28 protein-coding genes and 1 tRNA gene are annotated in these 24,939 nt (G+C 67.8%); 11 read left to right on the top strand and 18 right to left on the bottom strand.

Features of this window, described 5'->3' with window-relative positions; genetic code table 11:
- Positions 1 to 33: 33 nt before the first annotated feature.
- Genes ACN0TP_RS14955 through ACN0TP_RS14945 form a run of 3 tightly spaced genes read right to left on the bottom strand, consistent with a single transcriptional unit; the run spans position 34 to position 2,995 of the window.
- Positions 34 to 858 carry an alpha/beta hydrolase family protein gene (locus ACN0TP_RS14955; protein WP_417220193.1) on the bottom strand — a complete coding sequence of 275 codons (825 nt, stop codon included), beginning with the start codon at positions 856 to 858 and terminating at the stop codon, positions 34 to 36.
- 4 nt (positions 859 to 862) lie between these two features.
- Positions 863 to 1,672 (bottom strand): enoyl-CoA hydratase/isomerase family protein, encoded by an 810-nt coding sequence (locus tag ACN0TP_RS14950; RefSeq protein WP_417220192.1) that lies wholly within the window; start codon positions 1,670 to 1,672, stop codon positions 863 to 865.
- 57 nt (positions 1,673 to 1,729) lie between these two features.
- Positions 1,730 to 2,995, bottom strand: a complete 1,266-nt coding sequence (locus ACN0TP_RS14945; protein ID WP_417220191.1) for a carbamoyl-phosphate synthase — start codon at positions 2,993 to 2,995, stop codon at positions 1,730 to 1,732.
- Positions 2,996 to 3,130: 135 nt separating this feature from the next.
- Here ACN0TP_RS14945 and ACN0TP_RS14940 point away from each other — a divergent pair, with 135 nt between their 5' ends.
- Positions 3,131 to 4,522: an OFA family MFS transporter gene (locus ACN0TP_RS14940; RefSeq protein ID WP_417220189.1), complete on the top strand. Its 1,392-nt coding sequence runs from the start codon at positions 3,131 to 3,133 to the stop codon at positions 4,520 to 4,522.
- Complete coding sequence (locus tag ACN0TP_RS14935; protein WP_417220187.1) at positions 4,519 to 4,656, top strand: MFS transporter small subunit; 138 nt, start codon at positions 4,519 to 4,521, stop codon at positions 4,654 to 4,656. The genes ACN0TP_RS14940 and ACN0TP_RS14935 overlap by 4 nt, the downstream gene beginning before the upstream one ends.
- Positions 4,657 to 4,749: 93 nt before the next feature.
- Here ACN0TP_RS14935 and ACN0TP_RS14930 read toward each other — a convergent pair whose 3' ends face one another.
- The gene (locus ACN0TP_RS14930) at positions 4,750 to 5,475 is read right to left on the bottom strand and encodes a FadR/GntR family transcriptional regulator (protein ID WP_417220185.1); all 726 of its coding nucleotides are present in this window, start codon (positions 5,473 to 5,475) and stop codon (positions 4,750 to 4,752) included.
- Positions 5,476 to 5,604: 129 nt separating this feature from the next.
- Here ACN0TP_RS14930 and ACN0TP_RS14925 point away from each other — a divergent pair, with 129 nt between their 5' ends.
- Complete coding sequence (locus tag ACN0TP_RS14925; protein WP_417220183.1) at positions 5,605 to 6,141, top strand: gluconokinase; 537 nt, start codon at positions 5,605 to 5,607, stop codon at positions 6,139 to 6,141.
- A gap of 43 nt (positions 6,142 to 6,184) precedes the next feature.
- Positions 6,185 to 7,585, top strand: a complete 1,401-nt coding sequence (locus ACN0TP_RS14920; RefSeq protein ID WP_417220181.1) for a GntP family permease — start codon at positions 6,185 to 6,187, stop codon at positions 7,583 to 7,585.
- 91 nt (positions 7,586 to 7,676) lie between these two features.
- On the opposite strand, the gene ACN0TP_RS14915 is transcribed toward ACN0TP_RS14920, so the two are convergent.
- The gene (locus ACN0TP_RS14915; protein ID WP_417220179.1) at positions 7,677 to 8,429 is read right to left on the bottom strand and encodes a substrate-binding domain-containing protein; all 753 of its coding nucleotides are present in this window, start codon (positions 8,427 to 8,429) and stop codon (positions 7,677 to 7,679) included.
- Between the two features lie 40 nt (positions 8,430 to 8,469).
- On the opposite strand from ACN0TP_RS14915, the gene ACN0TP_RS14910 reads away from it, so the two are divergent.
- Positions 8,470 to 8,871, top strand: coding sequence for a DUF5997 family protein (locus tag ACN0TP_RS14910; protein WP_417220178.1), 402 nt, complete (start codon positions 8,470 to 8,472; stop codon positions 8,869 to 8,871).
- 82 nt (positions 8,872 to 8,953) lie between these two features.
- Here ACN0TP_RS14910 and ACN0TP_RS14905 read toward each other — a convergent pair whose 3' ends face one another.
- From ACN0TP_RS14905 to ACN0TP_RS14865, 9 genes are all read right to left on the bottom strand, one after another.
- Positions 8,954 to 9,385, bottom strand: coding sequence for a universal stress protein (locus tag ACN0TP_RS14905; RefSeq protein ID WP_417220176.1), 432 nt, complete (start codon positions 9,383 to 9,385; stop codon positions 8,954 to 8,956).
- 60 nt (positions 9,386 to 9,445) lie between these two features.
- A complete protein-coding gene (locus tag ACN0TP_RS14900) occupies positions 9,446 to 10,144 on the bottom strand; it encodes a dienelactone hydrolase family protein (RefSeq protein WP_417220174.1) in 699 nt (232 codons plus the stop codon).
- Between the two features lie 136 nt (positions 10,145 to 10,280).
- Positions 10,281 to 11,270, bottom strand: coding sequence for an MsnO8 family LLM class oxidoreductase (locus tag ACN0TP_RS14895; protein WP_417220173.1), 990 nt, complete (start codon positions 11,268 to 11,270; stop codon positions 10,281 to 10,283).
- Positions 11,271 to 11,616: 346 nt separating this feature from the next.
- The gene (locus ACN0TP_RS14890; protein WP_206475464.1) at positions 11,617 to 11,997 is read right to left on the bottom strand and encodes a rhodanese-like domain-containing protein; all 381 of its coding nucleotides are present in this window, start codon (positions 11,995 to 11,997) and stop codon (positions 11,617 to 11,619) included.
- A gap of 14 nt (positions 11,998 to 12,011) precedes the next feature.
- A complete protein-coding gene (locus ACN0TP_RS14885) occupies positions 12,012 to 12,632 on the bottom strand; it encodes a DUF4395 domain-containing protein (RefSeq protein WP_298863924.1) in 621 nt (206 codons plus the stop codon).
- A gap of 17 nt (positions 12,633 to 12,649) precedes the next feature.
- A complete protein-coding gene (locus ACN0TP_RS14880) occupies positions 12,650 to 13,441 on the bottom strand; it encodes a sulfite exporter TauE/SafE family protein (RefSeq protein ID WP_417220171.1) in 792 nt (263 codons plus the stop codon).
- Between the two features lie 21 nt (positions 13,442 to 13,462).
- The gene (locus ACN0TP_RS14875) at positions 13,463 to 14,881 is read right to left on the bottom strand and encodes an MBL fold metallo-hydrolase (protein ID WP_417220169.1); all 1,419 of its coding nucleotides are present in this window, start codon (positions 14,879 to 14,881) and stop codon (positions 13,463 to 13,465) included.
- 208 nt (positions 14,882 to 15,089) lie between these two features.
- Positions 15,090 to 15,464, bottom strand: coding sequence for a thioredoxin family protein (locus ACN0TP_RS14870; protein ID WP_206475468.1), 375 nt, complete (start codon positions 15,462 to 15,464; stop codon positions 15,090 to 15,092).
- 26 nt (positions 15,465 to 15,490) lie between these two features.
- Positions 15,491 to 15,676, bottom strand: coding sequence for a hypothetical protein (locus ACN0TP_RS14865; protein WP_417220166.1), 186 nt, complete (start codon positions 15,674 to 15,676; stop codon positions 15,491 to 15,493).
- Positions 15,677 to 15,796: 120 nt separating this feature from the next.
- On the opposite strand from ACN0TP_RS14865, the gene ACN0TP_RS14860 reads away from it, so the two are divergent.
- Complete coding sequence (locus tag ACN0TP_RS14860; RefSeq protein ID WP_417220283.1) at positions 15,797 to 16,093, top strand: metal-sensitive transcriptional regulator; 297 nt, start codon at positions 15,797 to 15,799, stop codon at positions 16,091 to 16,093.
- A 326-nt stretch (positions 16,094 to 16,419) separates the two neighbouring features.
- The gene (gene mobF / locus ACN0TP_RS14855) at positions 16,420 to 19,884 is read left to right on the top strand and encodes a MobF family relaxase (RefSeq protein ID WP_417220164.1); all 3,465 of its coding nucleotides are present in this window, start codon (positions 16,420 to 16,422) and stop codon (positions 19,882 to 19,884) included.
- Between the two features lie 47 nt (positions 19,885 to 19,931).
- Here the strand turns inward: mobF and ACN0TP_RS14850 are convergent, their stop codons facing one another.
- The 3 genes from ACN0TP_RS14850 to ACN0TP_RS14840 all read right to left on the bottom strand — a co-directional run bounded on the left by ACN0TP_RS14850 (position 19,932) and on the right by ACN0TP_RS14840 (position 21,270).
- Positions 19,932 to 20,720, bottom strand: coding sequence for a Fic/DOC family protein (locus ACN0TP_RS14850; protein ID WP_417220163.1), 789 nt, complete (start codon positions 20,718 to 20,720; stop codon positions 19,932 to 19,934).
- A gap of 9 nt (positions 20,721 to 20,729) precedes the next feature.
- The gene (locus ACN0TP_RS14845; RefSeq protein WP_417220161.1) at positions 20,730 to 20,933 is read right to left on the bottom strand and encodes an antitoxin VbhA family protein; all 204 of its coding nucleotides are present in this window, start codon (positions 20,931 to 20,933) and stop codon (positions 20,730 to 20,732) included.
- A gap of 112 nt (positions 20,934 to 21,045) precedes the next feature.
- Positions 21,046 to 21,270, bottom strand: coding sequence for a helix-turn-helix domain-containing protein (locus tag ACN0TP_RS14840; protein ID WP_124970892.1), 225 nt, complete (start codon positions 21,268 to 21,270; stop codon positions 21,046 to 21,048).
- Positions 21,271 to 21,368: 98 nt separating this feature from the next.
- On the opposite strand from ACN0TP_RS14840, the gene ACN0TP_RS14835 reads away from it, so the two are divergent.
- Positions 21,369 to 22,022 carry a helix-turn-helix domain-containing protein gene (locus tag ACN0TP_RS14835; protein ID WP_417220159.1) on the top strand — a complete coding sequence of 218 codons (654 nt, stop codon included), beginning with the start codon at positions 21,369 to 21,371 and terminating at the stop codon, positions 22,020 to 22,022.
- Positions 22,019 to 23,281, top strand: coding sequence for a tyrosine-type recombinase/integrase (locus ACN0TP_RS14830; RefSeq protein WP_417220158.1), 1,263 nt, complete (start codon positions 22,019 to 22,021; stop codon positions 23,279 to 23,281). The genes ACN0TP_RS14835 and ACN0TP_RS14830 overlap by 4 nt, the downstream gene beginning before the upstream one ends.
- A 79-nt stretch (positions 23,282 to 23,360) precedes the next feature.
- On the opposite strand, the gene ACN0TP_RS14825 is transcribed toward ACN0TP_RS14830, so the two are convergent.
- A tRNA-Leu gene (locus ACN0TP_RS14825) sits at positions 23,361 to 23,444 on the bottom strand.
- 278 nt (positions 23,445 to 23,722) lie between these two features.
- On the opposite strand from ACN0TP_RS14825, the gene ACN0TP_RS14820 reads away from it, so the two are divergent.
- Both ACN0TP_RS14820 and ACN0TP_RS14815 read left to right on the top strand, forming a co-directional pair.
- Positions 23,723 to 24,460 carry an FhaA domain-containing protein gene (locus ACN0TP_RS14820; RefSeq protein WP_417220156.1) on the top strand — a complete coding sequence of 246 codons (738 nt, stop codon included), beginning with the start codon at positions 23,723 to 23,725 and terminating at the stop codon, positions 24,458 to 24,460.
- Positions 24,457 to 24,939, top strand: a complete 483-nt coding sequence (locus tag ACN0TP_RS14815; RefSeq protein ID WP_417220154.1) for an FHA domain-containing protein — start codon at positions 24,457 to 24,459, stop codon at positions 24,937 to 24,939. The genes ACN0TP_RS14820 and ACN0TP_RS14815 overlap by 4 nt, the downstream gene beginning before the upstream one ends.

The raw sequence follows: 24,939 nt of genomic DNA, 5'->3' as shown, positions 1-24,939 counted from the left end.
ATCCCGGTGCTGCCCGACCGGGTTCGGGTCCTGCTAGGCCGGAACCGCGAGTTCGGCCAGGGCCACCAGGCAAGCATCCCATGCCGTGGTGCCGGGGGTGATCAGCGCGTGGTGGTCCCCGGTGGTGAAGACCATCCGGGCCGGGTCGCCCTGGGCGCGGGCGGCGTCGGTGTAGGCCCGTGAGAGCGCCGAGGGGACGTCGGCATCGGATTTGCCGTGCAGGGCGATCACCGGGACACCGATCGGCAGCATCCGCACCGGGTCCGCCCACTGCCACCGGCGGGGATCCTCCTCGCTGGTGGCCCCCATGAGCTTCAGCGCCGCCGAGTGGCTGAGCTTGAGCCAGTTCGCCATCCACAGCTCCAGCACGCCGGCCTGGCTGACCACTCCGGCGACCTTCACCGCGGGTCCGGCCCCCGGGGTACCGGCGGGCAGCTTGTGCCGTCCTGCGGCCCAGGTGCCCAGATGCCCTCCCGCGGAATGACCCAGGACGACGACGTTGCCCGGTTCCAGCCCGGCTTCGGCCAGGGCGGGGCCGAGCGCGTCGATGCCCGCCGCGATGTCCTCGAACGTCTCCGGCCAGCCGCCGGTATCCGGCCCCGGCTCCCCGTCGGTGGTCCTGCGGTATTCGAGGTTCCACACGACCCAGCCGCGGCGGACCAGGTCATCGGCCAGCGGGCGGCCCAGGGAGGCGTCGTAGGTGTCGCGCCAGAAGCCGCCGTGGATGATGACGATGACCCCGGGTAGCCGTCGTTCGGACGGCACGTACAGTTCGGCGTACTGGCTCGGGTTCGGCCCGTAGCGGTGGAGTGCATCGGGGGCGCGGGGTGCCGCCGGCACTGCGTCGTTCTCTGCCATGGTCTCAGCGCCCCGGGAACTCGGGGGTTTCCTTCGCCAGGAAGGCGCGGCGCCCCACCACGGAGTCCTCGGTGGCGAAGGCCTTCCGGAAGCTCTCCACTTCGGCTTCGAGCCCGGCGGCGACGGGGAGCCCGTTGATCCGGTTCAGCGCCCGCTTGGTGTTGTCCACCGAGGTCGGGGCCTTCGCGGCGATCTCCTGGATCGTTGCCTTGGCCCCGGCCAGCAGGGCGTCGGTGTCATCGAAGAGGGCGTTGGCCAACCCGATGCGCAGGGCTTCTGCAGCGTCGATCCGGCGTCCGGTGTAGATCAGTTCGCGGGCGTGGCCCAGGCCCACCCGTTGCTGCAGGCGCACCGAGCCGCCGAACCCGGGCACCAGGCCCAGGTTGACCTCCGGCTGGCCGAAGCTGGCGCGGACGCCGGCGTAGATGAAGTCGCACGCCAGTGCCAGCTCGCAGCCCCCGCCGAGCGCAAAGCCGTTGACCGCGGCGATCACGGGGACGGGCAGGGCCTCCAGCCGGGTGGTGACCGCATGCATCTGCCGCGCGTACGCCTCGGCGGCGTCGGGGCTCATGGAGTTCATCTCGCGGATGTCGGCCCCCGCGACAAAGGCCTTGGTCCCTGCCCCGGTGAGCACGATCCCGCGGATCGGCCAGTTCCCGTCGACGCCCAGGCCGGCGAGCCGCCCGGTCAAGTCCAGCAGGTCCTTCACGACGGTCGACGCCAGGGCGTTCATGGCGTCCGGCCGGTTCACCGTCACCACCAGCGCGGCACCGTCCTGCTCGACGAGCAACGTGTCGTAGGGGGCGAATTCCATGGGTGCTTCCTTCCGGGTCATCATCGACCGGCGCGGGTGGCCAGTTCCTCCAGCATGTCAGAGTCGCGGCGGATGCCGCCGGAACTTGCGGAATTGGTTCAGCGACGTGAGCGCGATGTACCACAGCCTACGGGGGTCGCGTTCGGCGCGGTAGAGCAGTGGATTCGCGACCCGGTGGGCGCGCATCAACTCCCTGGCCTTCTCCCCGACGGGGCCGCGCAGGTGGCGGCGCAGCAGCGACAGCGGAAGGACCGTGTACAGGATCTGCTCGGAGGCCACCACGGGAGGCGCGTCCCCGGCGGCGGCCGGCAGGGCGCCGTCGTCGTACCCGGGGCCGAGGTATTCGCGCACGTAGAACCTGGCGGCGTTGTGCCCGGCGGCTGTGAGGTAGTAGTGGTTGCGGCCCAGCCGGGGGTTGAGTTCGAAGAACTTCACCACCCCGTCGCGGGGGTCCAGCTTGGCGTCGAACATGGAGAAACCGGTCCAGCCCAGGTGTTCGAGGATGCGCCGGCCCTGGTCGGTGAATTCGGCGTTGACCCCGGTGACGATGCCTGCCGAGTTGCCCAGCACCAGCGGGGCGTGCTCCTCCACGACGACCTCACCGTAGGCGGCGAAGCGCACGCGGGCGTCGCGGTCGGAGTAGAACGTGCACAGGCGCATGTTCGCGTCCCCGCCCGGGATCATTTCCTGCAGGATGAACGGGCTGGCGTAGCCGGAGGCACGGATGCGCGCGAGCAGGTCATCGAGCTCGTCGGCACCGGCGATGGTGTGGACCTTCTGCTTGCCGGCGAATTTCGCGTGCACCCAGGCGCTGCTGTCCGCCGGCTTGCCGATGAGCGGGAACGGCAGGTCCGCCGGCAGCGGGCGCGGGGAAACCGGGTCGTAGGTGACGGTCAGCGGGTGCGGGATGTCCAGTTCGGCGCAGAGGGCGTAGAAGTTCTGCTTGTGTGCGGCGCGCTCGATGACTGCGGTGTCGGGATACGGAATGGTGTACCAGGGTTCGAGCTCCTCGCGGTGGCCCGTGATGATGCCGACCTGCAGGTCCAGCGAGCCGAACAGCAGCAGCGGGCGCGGGTTGGCCCCGTTCGCGGTGAGCTCACGCGCCACGGAGAGCAGGTGTTCCACGACAGCCGCCTCGTCGGTCATGGTGCCTGCCGGGCGGATGTCGATCGCGACCGAGTGCTCCAGCACCCCGTTCGTCCCGGCCGGGACGGCGACGCTGACGGCCCCGTAGGCCTCGTGGAACTCGCGGGCCAGCGAATACGTGCCGATGTCCCCGCCCAGGATGACCGGGACGAACGGCTGTGAGTCGAGGATGCGCATGGGCACCAATCTAGCGGGACGGGCCGCGCCCGCCGAACCGGGACAACCACTATGCAAGAAGTGTGTTGTGCAGCACAATGACCAGAGGCAACCAGTTCGCCGCCCGGCATCCCGTCCACTTTGGAGGCAACATCCATGGGGTTTCTTGACAGGTCACGTTCCATCGCCCCTCCGGGGTTCAACCGGTGGCTCATCCCGCCGGCGGCCCTGGCGGTGCATCTGTGCATCGGCCAGGCGTACGCCACCAGCGTCTACAAGACGGCGCTGATCGGCCACTTCCAGGTCTCCCAGACGGCGATCGGGGTGATCTTCTCGATCGCGATCGTGATGCTGGGCCTCTCGGCGGCCATCATGGGCACCTGGGTGGAACGCTCGGGCCCGCGCAAGTCCATGTTCACCGCTGCCGTCTTCTGGGCCGTCGGCTTCCTGGTCGGAGCGCTGGGCATCTTCACCGGCCAGCTCTGGCTCGTCTACCTGGGGTACGGCTTCCTGGGGGGCATCGGCCTGGGCATCGGCTACATCTCGCCGGTCTCCACGCTGATCAAGTGGTTCCCCGACCGCCCGGGCATGGCCACCGGCATGGCGATCATGGGCTTCGGCGGCGGCGCGCTGATCGCCTCCCCGCTGTCCACGCAGCTGCTCAAGGCGTTCGACCCGGCGTCCGGCTCCGAGGGCTGGGTCGCCAGCGGCGACGCTGTCGGCCAGTTGTTCGTGACGCTGGGCATCGTGTACTTCATCGTCATGATGTACGGGGTGTTCGCCATCCGGGTCCCGGCCGACGGCTGGCGTCCCAACGGCTGGGATCCGGCCCAGGTCAAGCATTCCGAACTGGTCACCAGGAACCACGTCTCGGCGGCGAACGCCATCAAGACGAAGCAGTTCTGGCTGCTCTGGACCGCGCTGTTCCTGAACGTCACCGCCGGGATCGGCATCCTGGAACAGGCCTCGCCCATGATCCAGGACTTCTTCCGGGCCGAACACGGCGTCTCGGCGGTGTCCGCAGGCGTCGCCGGAGGTTTCGTGGGCCTGCTCTCCATCGGCAACATGGCCGGACGGTTCGTCTGGTCCAGCACCTCGGATGTGATCGGGCGCAAGAACATCTACATGGTCTACCTCGGCCTCGGCGCGGTGCTGTACGTCATCCTGGCGTTCTTCGGCGGTTCCAGCACCCTGCTGTTCATCCTGCTGGCGTTCGTGATCATCAGCTTCTACGGGGGCGGTTTCTCCACCGCCCCCGCCTACCTGAAGGACCTCTTCGGCACGTTCCAGGTCGGCGCCATCCACGGCCGGCTGCTCACCGCCTGGTCGGCCGCCGGCATCGCGGGGCCGCTGATCGTCAACGGCCTGCTGGACGCCCAGGGCAAGCCCGGCACGATGAACGCGCACAACTACCTGCCGGTGCTGCTGACCATGGTGGTGCTGCTCATCGTCGGCTTCGTCGCCGCCCTGCTCATCCGCCCCGTGGATCCCAGGTTCCACGAGCCCGACCGTGAATCCGCCACCACCAGCGCCGAGGAGGCCCGATGAACACCCCCGAACCCACCGACGTCCCCGTCAACGTCAACCCCGCCCAGCTGGTCTTCGGCTGGCTACTGGTGGGCATCCCGCTCATCTACGGGATCACCACGACGCTCTCGCGGGTGGGCCAGCTGTTCCAGTAGCACCCTTTGAACCGGCACGACGGCGGTGCCCACCCTCCGGGGCGGGCGCCGCCGGTGCCGCCCCGTCACTGCAGCACCGTCAGCGCAGCCCGGTCAGTCCGGCAGCTGCCCGTCGGTCAGCGTCGCCTCCAGCGCGGCGCGCACCTCGTCGACCAGGACCTGCATGTGCGCCTCGGCGCCGGGCCCGTCGGCGGCGGCCACGGCTGCGGCGACGGCATCGTGCTCGTCCAGGGCCTTGGCGCGCGGATGGAACGGCATCATGCCCTGTTCGGTACGCCCGGTGAGCACCTCGGCCACCACCGGTTCGAGTTCGGCGAACATCGAGTTCCCGCTGGCCTGCAGCAGCAGTGCGTGAAAGGCGATGTCCACCGCCAGGAAGGCCTCCAGGTCCCCGGCCTCACCCAACCGGCGCATCTCGGCGGCCAGCCGCAGGATCTCCACGCGTGCCTCCCGGGGCGCCCGGCGCGCGGCACCGGCGGCGGCCAGCGGTTCCACGGCCACGCGCAGCTCGGTGAGTTCGGTGAACTGGCGTTCGCGTCCCGGGCCGGCGAGCCGCCACCGGATCACCCGGCGGTCATACGCGTTCCAGAAGTGCGGTTCCTGGACCACGAGCCCGACGCGGCGCTTGGCGTAGACCAGGCGCAACGATTCCAGCACCCGCATGCCGTCGCGCATCACGGTCCGCGAGACCCCAAACCGTTCCTGCAGGGATTCCAGGGTCAGCCGGTCCCCCGGACGCAGCACCCCGTCGGTGATCTCACGGCCCAAGGTCTCGACAATCGGCTCCTGGAGCACCCGTGCCCCGGTGGGAATCTGCATACCGGCCATCCTATGGTCCGGACGCGACCACGATCACAATTAGTACTATCTTTACCCGGTCATAAGGTGTTATCTTTTATCCAGCCACTCCGGTGGCACCAGGCCAAGGACGTCCTTCCAGGAGATGACATGCCACATCAGGCACCCCCCGCCCCCACCACGCACCTCGTGGTCATGGGGGTCTCCGGCTCGGGGAAGACCACGGTCGCCGGCCTGGTCGCCGCGGAACTGGGCTGGCCCTGTGCCGAGGCCGACGACTTCCACCCGGCGGCCAACATCGCCAAGATGGCGGCCGGCACCCCGCTGGACGACGACGACCGCTGGCCCTGGCTGGCCTCCCTGAAGGAATGGATGGACCGGCACGACTCAGGTCCCGGCACCGTCGTCACCTGCTCGGCCCTCAAACGCAGCTACCGCGAGGTGCTCAGGGAAGCCACCGGCGTCGTGCGCTTCCTGCACGTCGACGCGGACACCGACCTCCTGGCCATGCGCCTGGGGCAGCGCACCGGGCACTTCATGCCCGGCACCCTGCTGGCCAGCCAGCTGGCCACGCTCGAACCGCTCGCCGCCGACGAGGACGGCATCACGCTGCCCAACGACACCACCCCCGAGGCCCTGGCCGAGCTGGCCATCGCGCGCCTTCACCTGGCCCCCACGGCCCCCTGACGTTCCTGACCCCTCCGATCCACCCACCCCCAATGGAGAACCCATGACCCTCGAGAACTGGACCCAGACCCTGGGTGCGGGACCGTTGCTCGGCATCGCCGCCGTCGCCATCGTCGTCCTGCTGCTGCTCATCATCAAACTCAGGATGCATGCCTTCGTGGCACTGATCCTGGTCAGCCTGCTGACCGCCTTCGCCACCGGCATCCCCGCCGGCAGCGTCGTGTCGGTGCTCACCGGCGGCTTCGGCTCCACCCTGGCCTCCGTCGCCCTGCTCGTGGGCCTGGGCGCCATGCTCGGGCGCATCGTGGAGACCTCCGGCGGCGCGAAGGTGCTGGCCGACTACCTGATCCGGGTGTTCGGCGAAAAGCGGGCCCCGTTCGCCCTGGGCGTCGCCTCGCTGATCTTCGGCTTCCCGATCTTCTTCGACGCCGGCCTGGTGGTCATGTTGCCCGTCGTCTTCGCCGTCGGGCGCCGGCTCGGCGGCGGCGTGCTGCTCTACGGTTTGCCGGCCGCCGGCGCGTTCTCCGTCATGCACGTCTTCGTCCCGCCGCACCCCGGCCCGGTCGCGGCCGCCCAGTTCTTCGACGCCAACGTCGGCTACGTGCTGCTCATCGGGCTCGTCGTCGCGCTGCCGACCTGGTACGTGGCCAGCTACCTCTTCGGCAAGTGGGCCGGACGTAAATGGGAACTGCCGATCCCGACCCTGCTGGGCGAGGCCGACTCCGAACACGAGGCGAACCCGCCGGCCTTCGGCACCGTCATCGCCGTGCTGCTGCTGCCCCTGGTCCTGATCTTCCTGAACACCGGCCTGAACACGCTGGCCTCCGGCGGGGTGTTCCAGGAGGCCACGACGGAGGCCACCTGGTTCCAGCTGCTCCGGGCCCTGGGCGAGACCCCGGTGGCCCTGCTGATCTCCCTGCTGGTCGCCGCCGTCGTGCTCGGCATGCGCCGCGGCATGGCCAAGACGGCCATCGAGCAGGTCATGGAGAAGGCGTTGGGTCCGGTCTGCTCGGTCATCCTCATCACGGGCGCCGGCGGCATGTTCGGCGGCGTCCTGCGCACCTCCGGCATCGGCGACGCCCTCGCCGACGTGCTGGGCGACCTGGGGGTCCCGCTGATCCTGGCCGGCTTCCTCATCTCAGGCATCCTGCGCGTCGCCCAGGGCTCGGCCACCGTCGCGTTGACCACCGCCGCCGGCCTGCTGGCCCCCGCGGTGGCCGCCGCGGGACTGAACGACATCCAGCTGGCCACCATGGTGGTGGCCGTGGCCGCCGGTTCGGTGATCATCTCCCACGTGAACGATTCCGGCTTCTGGCTGGTGGGCCGCTTCTTCGACATGGACGTGAAGACCACCCTGAAGACCTGGACGGTGCTGGAGACGCTCATCGGCGTGATCGGCTTCGCCCTCGCCGCCGTCGTCTTCGGGTTCGCCTCGATCGGCTGATCCGGCTCTCCCCCCGCGGGGCCCCGCACGGCAGCGCCTTCCGGTGCAGCGGTGCGGGGCCCCGCCGCGTGGGGGCAGCGGCAGTGGGCGGTCAGCGGCGTCCGCGGGCCGGACCGCCACGGCGCTTGTTGCCACCGGACGGCTTGCCGCCGGAGCGCTGGCCCGTCTTCCGGGCGCCGCCGCGGGGGGCATCCTGCGGGCCGCGTTGGCGTTTGCGCTGGGCCTCGGCGGCCTCGCGGCGTTCACGTTCCTGAACGGAGGGCTGGCGGGAGGAATTCGCCCCGCGTCCGCGCACGATGCCGATGAATTCCTCCACGCGCGGATCCTCCGGGTCATCGCCGAGCGGCTTGAGCCAGCCGACGCCGATCCGGGTCGAGGGGGCGCCGGCGAGGATCTTCTGCACCACGTCCTTGCGCCGATGCAGCCGTCCCACCGACATGGGCAGCACCAGCAGCCCGGCACCTGTACCGACCACCTCCATGGCCATGGCCGTTCCACCGACGGCGGGCGGGTAGTCGGCCAGGTCGAGCCAGGCCTCCCTGGCCAGGTCGGCCAGCGGCACCTCGTCATCGTAGAGTTCGACCACGTGGTCCCGCGGCGCACACACCACGGGCAGCTCCTCATACAAGGGGATCACGTGGGTGGTGGCATCGGCCGGCTTCACACCGTCGGCGAACCGCAGGAAGACCAGGTCGGCCTCCCCGGAGGCGAGCAGCCCCCGCGGGTCCGGCCCGTCGTCGTACCGGGTGGCTGCCACGGGGACCTCGGGGTGGCGCTCACGCCAGCGCTCCAGCCATTTGCCCGGGGTCACCCCGGGGACGAACGCGATTCTCAGCTCTGCCACGCAGGACAGCCTACCGTCCGGGCCCGGGTACGCTGGGGGGATGAGCCAGAAAACCCCGCAGAGCATGAAACCGGCCACCGCCGCCAAGAAGCTGGGCGTGTACCTGCCCGCCACGCCTGCCGAGTTCCAGGAGGGCCCCATCACCCGGGCCGCACTGGACGAATTGATGAACGAACCGCCCGAATGGCTGGTGGCGCTGCGCCAGAACGGCCCGCACCCGCGCCCGGTCGTGGCGCAGAAGCTGAACGTGAGCATTTCGGGGCTGGCCCGCGGCGGCGTCGAGGAGGCGCTGACCACGGAGCAGATCAACGCACTGCTGGCCGATCGGCCCCAGTGGCTGCAGAACGAACGGGCCAGCATGGCGGCCGTCCGCGCCGAGGAGGCCCGCGTGCGCGACGTCGCGGCCCAGAAGGCTGCGGAAGGCCGCGCCGGGGGCCGGTAGCCCACCTCCGGCAACTCGCGCACACGAAGGCGGCGCCCCTCCCCACCAGGGAGGGGCGCCGCCGTCGTGCCGGTGGGTGCCGCTAGTTGGCGGTCTTCACGATGTAGACGTCACAGGGGGCGTTCAGCGCGACGCTGGAGGCGACGCTGCCGAGCACACGGCCCAGGCCCTTCATGCCCACGTTGCCGACCACGATCAGCTGGGCGCCGAGGCGGCTGGCTTCCTCGACCAGGGCGTCCTGCGGCTTGCCCTTGACGGCCGAGGCCTTGACGTTCGCCCCCGGAACCAGTTCGCGCAGCTTCGTGGCCGACTTCTCGGCCAGCTTCTGCGCCTGCTCCGCGTCGTCGAGGATCCAGGTGTCGCTGCCGATCTGCACGACTTCGGTGTTGTCCTTGGTGTGCGCGGTGATCACCATGAGATCCGCGCCGAGACCGGCCGCGACGGTGGCCGCGCGCGTGGCCGCCTTGTTCGCGGTCTCGCTGCCGTCAACACCGACGATGACTGTTCCTGACATGTGTTTCCTCCCTGTCTGGCGGGACGCCCTCGGCGCCGCCGCCTGTTGGTCGTGCGTGGTCTAGCTGGTCTTCTCCCGCAGGAAGCCCACGGCCCGTTCCCAGGCCAACCGGGCAGCTTCCGGGCGGTAGTTCCCCTGCGGGTTCCCATCATTATGGAACGCGTGGGGGGCTTCATAGTAGTAATAGGTGACCTCGGCGCCGGATTCCTCGCGGATCTGCCGCTCCTGGGCACGCGCCTGTTCCACCGGGAACGAGGTGTCCTCGGTCGCGTAATGGCCCTGGATGGCCGCACGGACCCCGGAGAACGCCGCGGGAACACCCTGCCCGACACCGTAGAACGGTACGGCGGCGGCGATCCGGTCCCCCTGCTGGGCGGCCAGTGCCAACACGAATCCGCCACCCATGCAGAAGCCGATGGCCGAGACCTTCGTGCTGGTGACAGCTTCGAGACCCAGCAGGTAGTCCACCGCACCGGTGAGCAGCCGGGCACCCTCCTCCTCCGGAAGCTTCTGCATCATCTCGGCGGCCTCGTCGCCGTCGTGGGTGATCCACCCGCCGTAGAGGTCCGGGGCCAACGCCACGAACCCCTCGGCGGCCAGCCGGTCGGCGACGTCACGGATGTGGTCGGTCAGCCCCCACCATTCCTGGATGACGATCACCCCGGGCCCGCTGCCGGAGGCCGGAATGGCCAGGTAGCCGTGGGCCTGTTGCCCGGCGGAGGGAAAGGTGACGTTCTGATGTGCTGACTTTTCTGCCACGGGTGCACCCCTTCATCGTCGTCGTTCGCGTATGCGCCCCCAGTCTATGCAGATCCTGTGGCGTGGGTCTCGTCCGGTGACGGGTATTCGTCACCGGCGGAATCCACGGCGTGGAACCACCGACGGCCCGGGAACCTCAGTCCCGCACCAGCTCCGCGAGCAGCTCATCGGACCTGGCCTGGGCCCGAAGGTCGTGGGTCGCCCCGGTCAGCAGCAGCTCGTCGGCACCCGTCGCGGCGACCAGATCCTCCAGTTCCCTGCCGACCTCCTGCGGTGTCCCGTGCACGGCGGCATCCACGTGGTCCTGGACCAGTCGACGTTGACGGGCGGTCATGGCCGCCTGCTGCACCGCTTGCACCGGCTCCAGCGGCCGGAATTCCCCCACGGTACGGGACTGTGCCATCGCCCACGCCTCCGGGAGCACCAGGTCCCGGGCCGCGGAGCCGGTATCGGCGGCCAGGGCATTCACCGCCACCACCACGTGGGGCCGGTCCCCGTGCCCGGACGGGCGGAAGGAGGAGCGGTAACCCTCCACGAGCGTGCGGGCACGCTCCGGGTCAGCGACCACGGGCCCACCGAGTACGACGCCGAGGCCGGCCTGGGCTGCCAGGGCCACACCCCTCCGGGTCGCCAGGACGAAAACCGGAATCCGGGAGGCGGGCCGCGGCCTGGAGGTCACGGGGGCCGTCCCGTCCAGGTAGGACAGCAGTTCCACGAGGTCCTCGACAAACCCTGCATCCGTGGAGGTGGGTGTGCGCAGCGCGGATCGGACCGCCGGGGTGAAACCCAGTGACCGCCCCACCCCCAGGTCGATGCGCCCGGGATGGAGCTGGTCCAGGGTCGAGGCCTGCTCGGCGACCACCAGCGGCTGGTGGTTCGGCAGCATGATTCCCCCTGACCCCACCCGCAGGTCGGTGGTCGCCGCGGCGATCGCGGCCATCAGGACGGCCGGCGCCGCCCCCGTGATGCCCGGCACCCCATGGTGTTCGGCGACCCAAAACCGCAAGAACCCCTGCGTGTCCGCCGCACCGGCCCGGGCGATCACCGCCTGCAACGCGGCACCTTCACCTTCACCGGCACGTGCCAGGGCACGATCCAGCAGGGACAACGGGGGCAGGGCGGTCATGCCCGGTACAACGGAAAATTCCCCCGCTTATTCCGTCGGCACGTTTCAGCGGGATGCAAAAATGTCCCCTTCCCGTGAACCGGGAAGGGGACATCCTCGAAACTCGTGCGCGAGGGGGGACTTGAACTGACCTCGACCCCCTCGCGCCGCGAATCTGGGCCGAGCGTTCTGCCGTATAAAATCAACGATCTACGACATGTGACCTGTGGATAACTCCGCCGCGATACCTTGACCTACAGGTTGCTTAGCACTTTCGTTAGCACTTTTGCAACGCTCTTTACTGTAGGGGCCGATAGCGTCGCCGCCCATCGCAGCGCCGATACCCATAGGTGATAAGGGTCTGTCCTTAGTTCACGATCGGTAGCCCGGTCGCCTGAGCTGCTTGTTCGAGGGATCCGAGGTTGGTGAGGTTCGTGAACCCGGCCTGTTCCATGAGCGCGATCGCCTGGCCGGATCGGTTGCCTGAGCGGCAGTAGACGAGGTATTCGGCGTCTGGGTCGAGGCTCGGGATCGCGGCGGCGAGGTCGCCGCCGTTGAAGTCGAGCAGCTTGGCTCCATCGAGGTGCCCTGCTGAGTGCTCTGCGGCGGTGCGGACGTCGAGCAGGATCGTGGCATCACCGACTTCGACCGGGTTCGCACCGCCAGCCGAGTTCGGCGCGGATGAGCAGGCTGCCAAGCCGAGCAGGAGCGCGACAGCGGAGAGGGAGATAGTGATTGAACGGAGCATGGCGGGTGGCCCTTTCAGCTTGATTTTGGTCTGGTGGTGACGGATGGTTCAGGGGTCGGGTGTCCGACTGGCGCAGACCAGGGCGCAGCAAAGTGGGTGCTGGAACCCGTATCGCAAGTGTCGCCCGGACAGTACTTGGGCGGTTGCTTGCTGAAACGGCTCTGTAGGGCGCAGCCGACGCAGATGCCGAACGCGGTCTCGAGGAAGAGCAGAGTGAGACAGGAGCCGCAGAGCGCGAGGGGGATCCAGAGCGGTGCCGCGAACAGGCCCATGCTCGCGCAGGCGACGAGGGCGAGGCCGAAGCCCAGCCACCATGCGAGCTCCTTCTGCGGTGCGCCGACCCATTCCGGGCGCTGCCCTTTCACCGCAAGGCGGCCGAGCATCAGCGTGGGCGACCAGCGGTCACCTGCGGTCACACGCAAAAGCATGTCGATCATGAAGAACATGCCGAAGGGCTGCAGCGGCTGTGCCGAGCCGGTGAAGAACGCCGTCGCGAATGCGGCCCCGCCCAGCAGGAACATGATTCCCGCGGCCGCGCGCACAGCCCGCTCGTCGATGACGGGGATCGCGTGCCCGGGAACGACTCGGCCGATGCGCGAGGCTCGGGTTTCGGCGCTTGAGGCGTCAGCGATCATTGGAGGCGTCTTCCGTTTCAGGCTGAGGTGAACAAGGACAGGAACGCAGGGGCTTCTTGGACGAGCACGAAAGCCCCCATCACGAGGACGAACACGCCGAACCCTTTACGGAGCGCGCGTTCGGGGATGCGCCCGGCGAGGGCGACACCCGCGAAGGAGCCCGCGGTGGCGGTCGCCGTGAAGGCAAGCACGATCGGCCAGTTGAGTTGGACCGAGAACAGGTAGCCGCCGAGCCCCGCGAACGATTTCATTGCTATCACCAGCAACGAGGTACCGACCGCAATGGCCATGGGCAGCCCGCCGAGCAGATTGAGCGCGGGCACGATGAGAAACCCGCCGCCCGCGCCGACAAGGCCCGTGGCGATGCCGACAAGGAGCCCGTCGGCGAGGATGCGCAGGATCGGCCTCGAGTGAACCGTTTCAGGGGCCCCGCTGCCGCGATTCTTGCGCCCGCGGATCATCGCGCCCGCGGTGACGATCATCATGACAGCGAACAGAATCATGAGCACTGGCCCGGGAATGAACCCGCCGAGGAGCCCACCTGCGAACGCTCCGATCATGCCCGCGACGCCGAAGAGGGCACCGGTCTTCCAGCGCACACGACCTGATCTGGCGTGGCCGATCATGCTGACGGCGCTGGTCGCGCCGACGATGAAGAGCGACGCGGCGATCGCCTCGCGCGGTGCCATGCCGAGCACATAGGTGAGGATCGGGACCGTGAGGATCGATCCACCCCCGCCGAGGAGCCCGAGGGACACGCCGACCAGCGCCGCCAGAGCGAGCGCGATGACGATCAGATGGGGTTCCACTCGGACTCCTGAGTGCGCCGGTCAGGCGGTGACGGGCTGGTTGCCGGGGCGCGCTGCCCAGGCCGCGTAGCTACCGTCGAGTTCGGCGATGTCATACCCCTGACGGCGCAGCGCGCTGGCGGCGACGCTATTGCGTACACCGCTCTGGCAGTAGGTGACGATCGTGCCGGCCTCGGGCTCGGGCAGCAGGTCGAGGTTCCAGAGCACGCGACCGCCGGAGAGCTGCTTGGCATCTGGCAGGTGGCCCTCAGCGTACTCGGTGCGGTTGCGCACATCGAGCAGCATCACCCCGTCAAAGCCGTCGAGAGCCTCCGGCTGCACGAGCTTCGGCTTGACGAGTTCGAGGCCGTCGAGTGAGGTGATGTAGCCGCGTACCGTGTCGATGCCGACCCGCATCAGGTGGTCGCGCATCTGCTGCGCCTCTTCGAGCGAGCCGGCGAGGAGCACGAGCGGGCGATCCTCGATCTGCGGATCATAGACCCACGCGCCGTAGCTCGCGGCCTTCGCGACGCCCGGGATGTTCAGGGAGCGCTCCACGGTACCTTCGTGCACCTTACTGTTGTGGCGGGTGTCCACGAAGATCACGAAGTCGGCATCGAGCGCCGACCGGAGTTCGTTTGCCGTGTATTCAACGAGTTCGGGCATGTCGCCGATCACGGCTGGGCCGATCTTGTTCTCGATCTTCATGCGGCCGAAGTAGGCGTGAGCATCCGGCTGACCGCTGAGCAGTTCATCGACGAAGCCCTGTTCGTCGTCGTTCTTCAGATACTGGCTCCACCAGGAGAAGTTTCGCTCGTAGCCGACGGTCGACGCAGGGATCGCGCCGAGCGCTTTGCCGCACGCCGAACCGGAGCCGTGCGCCGGCAGCACCTGCACATAGTCGGGCAAGGTGAGGAAGCGGTCGCGCAGGCTTGCGAAGAGATCCCTCGCGCCCCGGAAGCGGGTGTCGACGAACCCGGCGGCCTCGTCGAGCAGGTCGGGGCGACCGAGGTCGCCGACGAACACGAAGTCGCCGGTGAGCATGAAACCCGGCTCGCTCGCCTGCGCCCCGTCGGTGATGAGGAACGACAGGTGCTCAGGCGTGTGCCCGGGCGTGTGCGAGGCCTCGACGGTGATGTTGCCGAGTCGGATGCGGTGGCCGTGCTTCATGCGCACGGCACTGTCGAAGTCGGGGCCGTACGTCCAGTCTGGCCCGCCCTCGTTGGAGACGTGCATCCGGGCGCCGGTTCTCGCAGCGAGTTCGCGGGTGCCCGACAGGTAGTCGGCGTGGATGTGCGTCTCGGTGACGGCGACGATTCGCATGCCGTTCTTCTCGGCCAGGTCGAGGTAGACATCGATGTCGCGGCGGGGATCGATGACGATGGCCTCGCCCTTCGCCTGACAGCCGATGAAATAGCTCGCCTGTGCGAGATCCTCGTCATAGATGCGTTCGAGCAGCATGATCAGTTCTTTCTCGAGTGATGTAGTGATTCAGGAGTCAGTTGCAGGTGCAGCGGTCGGCCTCGGGTACGCCGTAGAGGGCATCCTCGATGTGCTCGCCGCAGCCGGTCCAGGTGGGCCTGCCGCAGGCAGAGCAGGTGATTCGTGCGCACATAATGAGGGTCCTTTCTGACGATGTGCTGGATGGATGAGTGGATCTCAGCCGGTTTCAGGAGGCGGGCTGCGTGCCGCGCTCGGCGATCTGCCGACGCACGTCGTCCATATCGAGGTCACGGGCGCCCTGGATGAGCTGGTCGAGCTGCGCAGGAGGGAGAACCCCAGGCTGGGCGTAGACCGGGATCCCGTCGCGGAACACCATGAGAGTCGGGATCGAGCTGATGCGGAAGCTCGCTGCGAGCTGCTGCTCGGCCTCGGTGTCAACCTTGCCGAACACAATGTCTGGATGCTGCTCGGAGGCGCGCTCGAAGGTGAGGGCAAACGCCCGGCACGGCCCGCACCACGCCGCCCAGAAATCGACGAACACGATGCCATCACCGTTCACGGCACCCTCGAAGGTGTCCAGCGTCAGATTCCTCGTAGCCATTGCCTGTTCCGTTCCTTCTCTGCGGTTTAGCGGCCGAACAGGCGGGAGAAGAACCCGCCCCGGTTTGCCTTCGCGGCATCGATTTGCGCCTGAGTGTGCTTGCCGTTGCACCAGTCCGATGCGGGCACGCCCGCCTTCACCATCGCGACATGCTGCCCACATCCCGCCCAGGTCGTCTTCATGCATGTACGACAGGTCACCGCTCGACACATCACGCTCTCCTTAGTTCTATATACCCCAGGGGGTATCCTGTGGAATAGGATAACTATACCCAGGGGGGTATCATGTTTGTCAAGTCAGGTCGTTTCAACACAGTGAAGGAGGCAGAGGTCATGGGGCATGAGACAACAGCAGACCCTATTCCTGCTCAGCATGATGCGGAGGCGAAGCGCAAGGTGGTGAACCGCTTGCGTCGTGCACACGGGCAGCTCGCCGCGGTCATCGCCGCGGTGGAGCAGGACGCGCACTGCCGCGATGTCGTGCAGCAGCTCTCCGCCGTCTCCAAGGCGCTCGACCGGGCGGGGTTCCTTCTGATCTCCAGCGCATTGAAAGAATGCTTGAACCACCCAGGCACGGAGGGCGCCCCCGATCAAGACGAACTCGAGAAACTCTTTCTCACGCTCGCCTAGCCGTCGGCCTCAACCTAACCCGCGGGGATTTCCATCACATCCCCACTCGCGAAGGCTCGTTAGCGTGACGGTGTCAACGAAGGGCAATTTCACTCTGATCGATCGTGCGCTCACAAGATACTGCGCGACCATCCAGAAGGGGTCGTGGTCAACATCGATGCCACAGCTTGATCTTCCCGTTTTCAACATGCACCCCTGTGGCATGCCTCACCACAACCCGCACCTAGCCCACTACACACGCCGACAGCATTGATCTTCCCCTTGTTCTTCTGAATGAACGTATGCTACCGTGGTAGATACACTAGTTTCTATACAAGAAACATTGGGTGGTGATCGACATGCATGGCGGTGTGATCCTGTTCCGGGGAACCGGAGCAGATGCGCGCCGTTATGTCGAGGCTGACCGTTCCCGCGCGGATGACTACTACCTCGGCGCGGATGCGTCCGTTGCAGGGTTCACCGCTCTCGACGGCGACGGCAGCGTGACCGCTGTGCTGGGGCTCGGCCCGGAGGCATACGCGAAGTGGGTGGATTGGACGAACCCGCTCACGGGTGAGTCGATGGGCAGGCCGCGTCTGCCGGCTGAGGGGCGGCGGGGATCGCCCAGGTTCGCGGAGATGGTCGTGAACGCGCCGAAGTCGCTGTCGATTGCCGCCGCTCTTCACCCGGAAGTCTCCGCAGCTCTTGACCGGGCGCAGCAGGACGCCGTGGCAGAGATTCAGCGGTGGCTCGCGGAGCACTCCGTGACCCGTGTCGGCCCGCGCGGGAAGCAGGAGGTCGTGCCTGTCCAGCGGTTGCAGACCGTGGCGGTGTCGCATCGCACGAGCCGTGCGGGTGACCCGCACCGGCATATCCATTTTCAGATCGGTACTCGGGTCTGGGCGGCGGGGAAGTGGCGAGCCTTGGATACGGCGGCGTTGTTCCGGCAGCAGGGCGCGATCCGTGCCCTTGGCACCGCTGTGATCGCCGCGCACCCGGAGCTTGCGGAGGTGCTGGATCGGCACGGCCTGACCCTTGACCCTGTATCGGGCGAGGTGGTGGAGCTCGAGCGGTTCAACGGCGTGATGAGCAAGCGCGGCGAGCAAGTACGCAAGCATCTCGAACGGTTCGAAGCCGAGTGGGCAGCGGCACATCCGGGCGAGTCGATGGGGCCGGTCGTCTCCGCCCGGCTCGCGGCGAAAGCCTGGGCGCATGAGCGCCCCGCGAAGAAACCCACCGCGTTGCGTGAGGAACAGGCGTGGGTGACCGAGTTGCGAGAGGCCGGCTACGACCCAGCCATGTTGCGCCGGCCGGCACGTCGTGCGCCGGCGTCGCTGGATGACCTCTCCGTGCAGACCGTGGCAAGCCGGGCGCTGGATCGGTGCGCCGCAAGCGGTTCGGCGTGGACGCGGCACACCGTGCAGGAGCACGCGACCCGGATCATGACCGAGTACGGCGTGCAAGCCGCACCGGATGAGATACGCGAGTTCGTCGGCATTGCGACCGCGTTAGCGATGGAGGATTGCTTCTCGATCCTCCCGCCTGGTGTACCGACGCCGGAGCATGTGGCGCACCTGACCAGCCTGCGCGTGGTGCAGGCCGAGACGGAGCTGCGCGACCTCCTGACCGCACGAGTACCGAAGCAGGAGCCGAAGCACCCGGACGTGCGCGAGGCGGCAAGGGCGCGGGGCCTGGATGCCGGGCAGGAGCGTGCCGTCGCTGCGGTCGCCTCCGCCGATCCGCTCGTGATCGTTGAGGGGGCAGCCGGGGCGGGCAAGACCACCATGCTCGGTGTCGCAATCGAGGTCGCAGCGCAGCACGGGCGGGCGTCGCGAGTGGTTGCGCCGACGTTGCGCGCCGCGCAGGTCGCACACGATGAACTCGGCGTGCCCGCGACCAGTGTTGCGGCACTCGTGCACGCGCACGGCTGGCGCTGGAACAGTGACGGCGTATGGACGCGCCTAGCACCCGGCGATACCGACCCGGAGACGGAGCGCAGCTATGGTGGCCCGTCCGAGGACGCACGGCTCATGCGGGGTGCGCGGGTGATCGTTGACGAGGCCGGGATGCTCGACCAAGACACCGCAATCGCCCTCCTGACGGTCTGCGATGAGGCGGGCGCGACGGTTGCGCTCGTCGGAGACCGTGCGCAGCTCGCGGCGGTCGGTCGCGGCGGGGTGCTCGATATGGCTGCGCACATTCGCGATCGTACGTTCGACATGGCCGAGGTACACCGTTTCACCGACCCCGCCTACGCCGAGGTCACGCTGCGGATGCGCGACGGACGCGACCCCGGCTCGGTGTTCGACCAGCTCGCAGGGCTCGGTCTCATCCGCCTGCACGAGAGCGGCGAGGATGCGCGCGAACACATTGCGCAATCCGCACGCGAGAGTGAAGCCGTCACCGTCAGCACGAACGACGAGGCCCGCACCATCAACGCCCGCATCCGCGAAGAACGAGTCTCACAGGGGCTCGTCGACGACATGACGACCGTGTATGGGAGCGACGGTCTCCCTGTCGGGGCGGGGGATGTGATTCAGACGCGGAGGAACAGCGCCTATGTGGGGGTGGCGAACCGTCAAACATGGGTCGTGCAGCGCGTCGAAGACGATGGGGCGCTCTCCGTGCGGGAGGCCGGGAACGGGCGGAAGCGGCAGCGCACAGTGCGCCTCCCTGCCGAGTATGTGGTCGAGCACGCGCACCTGTCGTACGCGGCGACCGCATACGGGGTGCAGGGCGCGACCGTGGCCGGGTCGCACACGATCCTCACCGACACGACCAGCGCCGCCAGCGTCTACGTCGGCATGACGCGAGGCCGAAACGAGAACCTGCTGCACATCGTCGCCGGAAACCTGGCCGACGCGCGGGTGCAGTTCATCGAGGCGATGGAACGCGACCGCGCCGACCGGGGTCTTGCCGACGCCACCCGCCGCGCCGTCGAGGAAGTCGCCGGGCTGACCGAGCACGGCCCCGTGCAGCTCGTGAGCGACGAGATAGCAGCCCTCGTAAAGCGGGCCACGACCGCCGAGGCGCAGGCAGCACGCTGGCAGCAGGTCAGCGACGCCTTGATCGAGCTGAGCACCCGAGAGGACGCGGCGCGTGCGACGGCCCGCACCGCCGAGCATGCCGCACGGCAACGGGCCGAGCAGGTGCGCACCGAAGTGACCGCCCCTATCGTCTCGGCCGCGCGAACGGCGCTCGCCGAGTGGCAGCAGGCCGTCGCCGTAGAGCAGACGGCAGGCGAGCAGGTGCGGGCGTCGTCGTGGTTCGGGAAGCGCCGTGCCCGCGACGAGCACGAGAACGCCCAGGCCCGAGCCCGCGAAGCTCACCAGCAGTTGACGAGCGAGTGGGGTGAGACGCCGAGATGGAACGAGCGCGCCGATAGCTGGGTGGAGCGAGTGACCCGGTCCCGGATCGACGGCGACCCGCGCGTGATCGACGCCGAGCAGGAACACCAGGCAGCACGCGACGTGATGCTGTACCGGCCAGAGCGCGCGCAGACCGCACGGCTCGCGGCATACGCGCGAGCGTTCGGCGCGGAAACGGTGATCCGTAACCAGCAGGCGTACCTCGCCACCAACCCCGCACAGCAAGCCGCACAAGCCGCGAAGACCGCGATGCGGGCGCGGGAAGAAGCCGCCCTGCTGCGCACGCTCACCCCTGCCGAAGCCGTAGAGCGGATCGAGCAGAGCCGCGCAGCAGAGGCTGCACGCGAGGCCCGGCGAGCCGAGCGAGAGCGCGCCCTGTCGCACGACTACGAGCAGCACCACCGAAGCGCACCCCGGCACGACGGCCCGGCTCGCGGACTGTGACGCGGCGCGGTCGGGCTGCCGCGGGCGCGTCGCGCCCTTACCCTCGGCTACCGACCGAGACTCGGGCCGCCGCGCCCGCCGCTGGGCGGGTCATGGTGTCCGAACGCATCTGGCGGAGGCAGGGTGCGGCAGCGTTCACGGGCGGCGTCCAGCTCCCGGTCGAGCACAGCAGGATCGCGGGCGGTTTTCCGTGTCGCGAAGCCCTCGGTGTGCTCGTGCAGCAGCCCCATCAGCCGATCGTGCTGTTCGGCATCCTCGACGGTGAGGAGGTTCGGGCGGATCAGCGCGTCGAGTCCCGTGTGGTCTTCCACGATGGCGAGGGTGCGGGCGTGGGCGAACACGTCGCCGGGGATGCGCGACCAGTCGATGACCCATCCGGCGTCGCGGGCGAGCTGGTTGAAGAAGACGTGTTGACTGCGCGTGTTCACGTCGCGGGTCGCGTGGATCGAGGTTGTTTCGCCCCACGCCCAGGCGAGCCCGTCGGAGAACGCGTCGGCGTCGAGGTCGCGCAGGTAGTCGCGGGCGGCGAGCTGCCCGAAGACGCGCTCGGCCTCGCTGACGATGAACTGCGGTCGGCAGTGGATGATGCCGGTGCCGCCGGGATGCGTGTCGGTGTCTCTGACCTCGCCCGCCCAATCGTACAGGTCGCAGGTCAGATGCTGATGGATCGCCAGCAGATGGGCGAGGTCGTAGCTGCCGGGGATCGGGTGTTCGCGGAGTTCACCCATGCGCTGGCCGATGACCTCGGTTTCCACGAACTTCCAGTGCTCGTAGTCCGTGATGCCGAGCTTGTTGACCAGAACATCGGAGCCCGGATAGGTGTAGTGATCCGGCATGAGCGCGAGCTACCGCGCAGGAGCGAAACGAGCCTTGGCCCGTGCGATCACCTCGGCCACGGCCTCGTCTGCGGTGACCTCGCCGCGCACCTGCCGCGCCAGCAGTTCCAGGCCCTCGGGCGACATTTCCTCGCCTGCGGTCTGCTGACCGGCCTGCACTTCCGCGAGGACGCGCTGAACGTGCGCCTCGGATACGCGAGTCTTCGTAGCCATACGAGGTGCCTCCTTGTGGTCGGCGTTACGAGTTCAGTCTACGTCGCTCCGCCGACATTCCTCCGGGAACTCGGCGCGGCGGTGCCGATTCGGCACCGCCACAGCGCGCCACCTAAGACCCGTCGTGCTCGGGAGCGGTGTCGGCGAAGAGCGCGAGGAACTTCTCGCGGGGGATCACGATACGTCGCCCGAGCTTGACATGAGGGATGGTGCCCTCGTTGATGCTTGTGGTGATCGTGCGGGGATCGACGCCGAGTGCTTCGGCGGCTTCCTTGCGGGTGATGACCAGGCTGCGCCGCTTGCGGAGGTCGTCCATGTCGAGGGTGCTCTGCCGCATCGTCACACCATCCGTTCCAGTCGCGCGCGTGAATGTGATTCTTCACACCGTAGAGAATCGCACTTGCGTTGTCAAGTATTGCGTCGTAGTTTTCTACTATGGAAACAGAGAGGGTGCGGGGCAACCCCGCAGGCATCACGAACACGCACGTCGCGCAGAACATCCGCGCGGCCCGCCAAGCGATCGGCATGGACTTGCGCACCATGTCCGAGGGTCTGAAAGCGGCCGGGCGCAAGCTCTCCACCTCGGGCATCAGCAAACTGGAGGCCGGGGATCGCCGCGTGGACGTGGACGACCTCACCGTGATCGCCTACCTGCTGCGCACTACCCCTGCCGCACTCCTGACCCCGCCCGACGAGCAGACGACGCTTACGGGCGTGCCAGAGGGGTATGAGCCGGAAGAGATCGACAGGTGGATGCGCGGGGAACTCGTGCTCACCGATGAGGGGCTGTTCAACTACTGGCAGCAGGAATGGGTGATCTGCACCGACCGCATCCACTACCTCGAAACCACGCTCGCGGGCATGACCGCTCCCGACCCGGACGACCCCGAGAAGCCACGAGCGAACCCCAAGACCATCGCCGCCTACGCCGAGCGACTACAGACCGCCAGAGCGCGCGAGCAGGTAATCCGCGAGCGGGGCGTGCAGATCGACCCGACCGGGCGCGTGTTCAACGCCAAGGACTACACCGAGAACTACGCCGACACCCACCAGCCCGGACAGACCACCGCGAGGAGCACCCTGTCATGACCACGACCAAGCAGCCCGCCGAGCAGCGCGGCGGGGGTGAGAAGCAGCGACGTTCGCGTTCCCGGCAGCCCGGCTCGATCCAGGCCTACGACACCGACCAGGGCAAGCGGTGGCGGTTTCAGATCTACGTCCTGAAAGACCCGGAGTATCCCGAGATGGGGTCGCGGCGGTTGACGCGTTCCGGGTTCACCAGCACCGACGAGGCGAACGACGCCTTGCAGGAGGCGTTGAAGCAGCGGAAGCAGAACGAGAAGTTCGGCAACAAGGTGCCCACGGTCGGAACGTATGCGGATGAGTGGGCGGCGGGGTTGAAGCTCGCCGCTTCCACAATCAAGGGGTACAAGAAGATCATCCGCAACCACATCCGCCCGCAGCTCGGCACGATCCGGCTCGACAAGCTCACCGCCACGAGGATCGCCCGCCACTACCGCGACTTGGAGAAGTCCGGCCGCAAGGACACCTACGGCAAGGGCAAACCGCTGTCAGCCAACAGTGTCCACAAGGTGCATGTCGTGCTCGGTGCGATCCTCGACGCCGCGATCGACGACGGGCACCTGACGGTGAACCCGGCGAAGAAGAAGCGCACCGTCAAGCCTCCGACCACGAGCGAGGTGCGGGCGCAGAAACCCGAAATCGTCACCTGGACAGCCGAGCAGTTGCAGACGTTCCTCACCTGGAACCGCGACGAGCTGGAAGACGAGCTGTTCCCGCTGTGGCGGCTCATGGCCTACACCGGCATGCGCAGAAGCGAAGCCCTCGCCCTGAAGTGGAGCGACCTCAACACCAAGCGGATGACGGTCAGCATCCGCCGCGCGGTCGATACCGACGACTGGACGAAGACCAAGCCCCCGAAGACCGGCAACGCCCGCGTGATCGACGTGGACGAGGACACGTTGAAAGTGCTCGACTCCTACAAGGTTGCCCGCGCGGAACTCTCGTTCACACTCGCCAAGGCCGACGCCTACATCTTCGGTGACGACGACGGAAAGCTGCGCTCACCCGACGCGATGACGAGCCGCTGGGATCGCCGCCTCAAATGGGCGACCGCGAAGTTCGACTCCCTGCACCGGGTCACGATCAAGGGGCTGCGTCACACCCACGCGACCCTGCTACTCGAACTCGGCGAGCACCCCAAGGTCGTCCAAGAACGATTGGGGCACTCAACGATCACGACGACGATGAACATCTACTCCCACGTCACCCCGACCATGCAGAGGTCGGCAGTAGACCGCTTCGCCGCCCACCTGGGCAAGACTTAGCACTTTTTCTAGCACTTCCGACACGAATGACCCCCAACCCGAGAGATAAAATCCCAGGTCAGGGGCCATTTCATTCGCGTGCGCGAGGGGGGACTTGAACCCCCACGCCCTTGCGGGCACTGGCACCTGAAGCCAGCGCGTCTGCCAATTCCGCCACTCGCGCGAGTCGCTGGTTCGGGTTTCCCCGGAACAGCGAGATCAATCCTAACCCCCTCGGGGCGGCATCGCCTAATCGCCTCCTTCCGTGTGATGCGGGGCACAGAAGGGAACCAAAGTGCCCCGAAAACACGTTGCGTTATGGAAGAGTTGCCACTTCCCTCGGACCGATTCCCAGACGGGGCAAGTAGTATCGGACCAGCACAGGCCACCGGCCGGCTGTTTCGTCACGCTCAGTGGCCGGAACGGCGTACAGGACAACCAACTTCGAGAGGAGCGGCGCCCATGGGTGTGGTGGACAACGTTGAGCGCGGTCTCGAAAAGCTGGTGACCAGCGTCTTCCGGGGTTCCGGCTCCGCCGAGGTACAGCCAGTGGAGATCGCCAGCCAGCTGCGCAATGAGATGGACAACCGGACGCTCACGCTCTCCGAAGGGCGCACCCTGGCCCCCAATTCCTTCAAGGTCCGCCTGGGCACCACCGACTTCGAGCGGGCGCGCCAATGGGGCGCCACCCTGGCCGAGGAACTTTGCGATGTAGCCGTCAAACACGCGCGTTCCCAGCAGTACACCCTGCAGGGGCCCGTCAGCGTCTCGTTCAACCGGGATGAGTCGATCAAGGCCGGCCGCTTCACCATCGACGCCACCATGGAGAAAAAGGCAGATACCGCCACGGCGGCGCCGCCGAAGGCCCCGGCAGCCCCACCCCGCCAACCCGCCAACCAACAGGCCGTCCTGGACATCAACGGGCAACGTTATGCACTGAACGCCGACTCCGTCGTCCTGGGCCGTTCCGCCGATGCGGACATCCCCATCGACGATCCAGGGGCGTCGCGTCGGCACGTGGAGATCGTCCGTGAGGGGAACCGCGCCTGGGCCGTGGACCTCGGTTCCACCAATGGCAGCTACGTCAACGGACAACGCGTCCAGGGCCGCGAGGAACTCTTCGACGGATCCATCGTGGCGATGGGGCGCACCCGCATCACCTACCGTCTCGTTCCCCAGCGCACCGGAGGCAGCGCATGAGCGACCTCGTCCTGACGGCCCTGCGCCTCGGATTCCTGATCCTGCTGTGGATCCTGATCCTCAGCATCGTCACAGCCCTTCGCCGGGATCTTTCCATCGGCAAGAAGGCGCGAACGGGGCAACCGACGGCCAGAGAGGTCCGCAAGAACCCCGATTTGGCGCCAACACCGGCACCTGCACCGAAGAAGACGGCCCGCACCCTGGCCATCATCGAGGGCCCCCTCGCGGGCACCAGCCTCGAATTGGCGGCCAGCCCCATCCTGCTGGGCCGGGCCCAGGAGGCGACAGTGGTGCTGGAAGACGATTACGCGTCAGGACGCCACGCCCGCCTTTTCCCGCAGGGCAGCCGATGGTTCATCGAGGACCTCGGGTCAACGAATGGAACCTACCTGGGCGATTCCGCCTTGACCCGTGCCCAGCCCGTGGACATCGGGCAGACCATCCGGATCGGGAAGACGGTCATGGAGTTGAGGCCGTAG

This window comes from Arthrobacter sp. (assembly GCF_048266065.1).
In the GTDB taxonomy this organism is placed as follows: Bacteria; Actinomycetota; Actinomycetes; order Actinomycetales; family Micrococcaceae; genus Arthrobacter_H.
The sequence above is the reverse complement of the archived record's forward strand: the minus strand, read 5'-3'. Positions and strand labels throughout refer to the sequence as shown.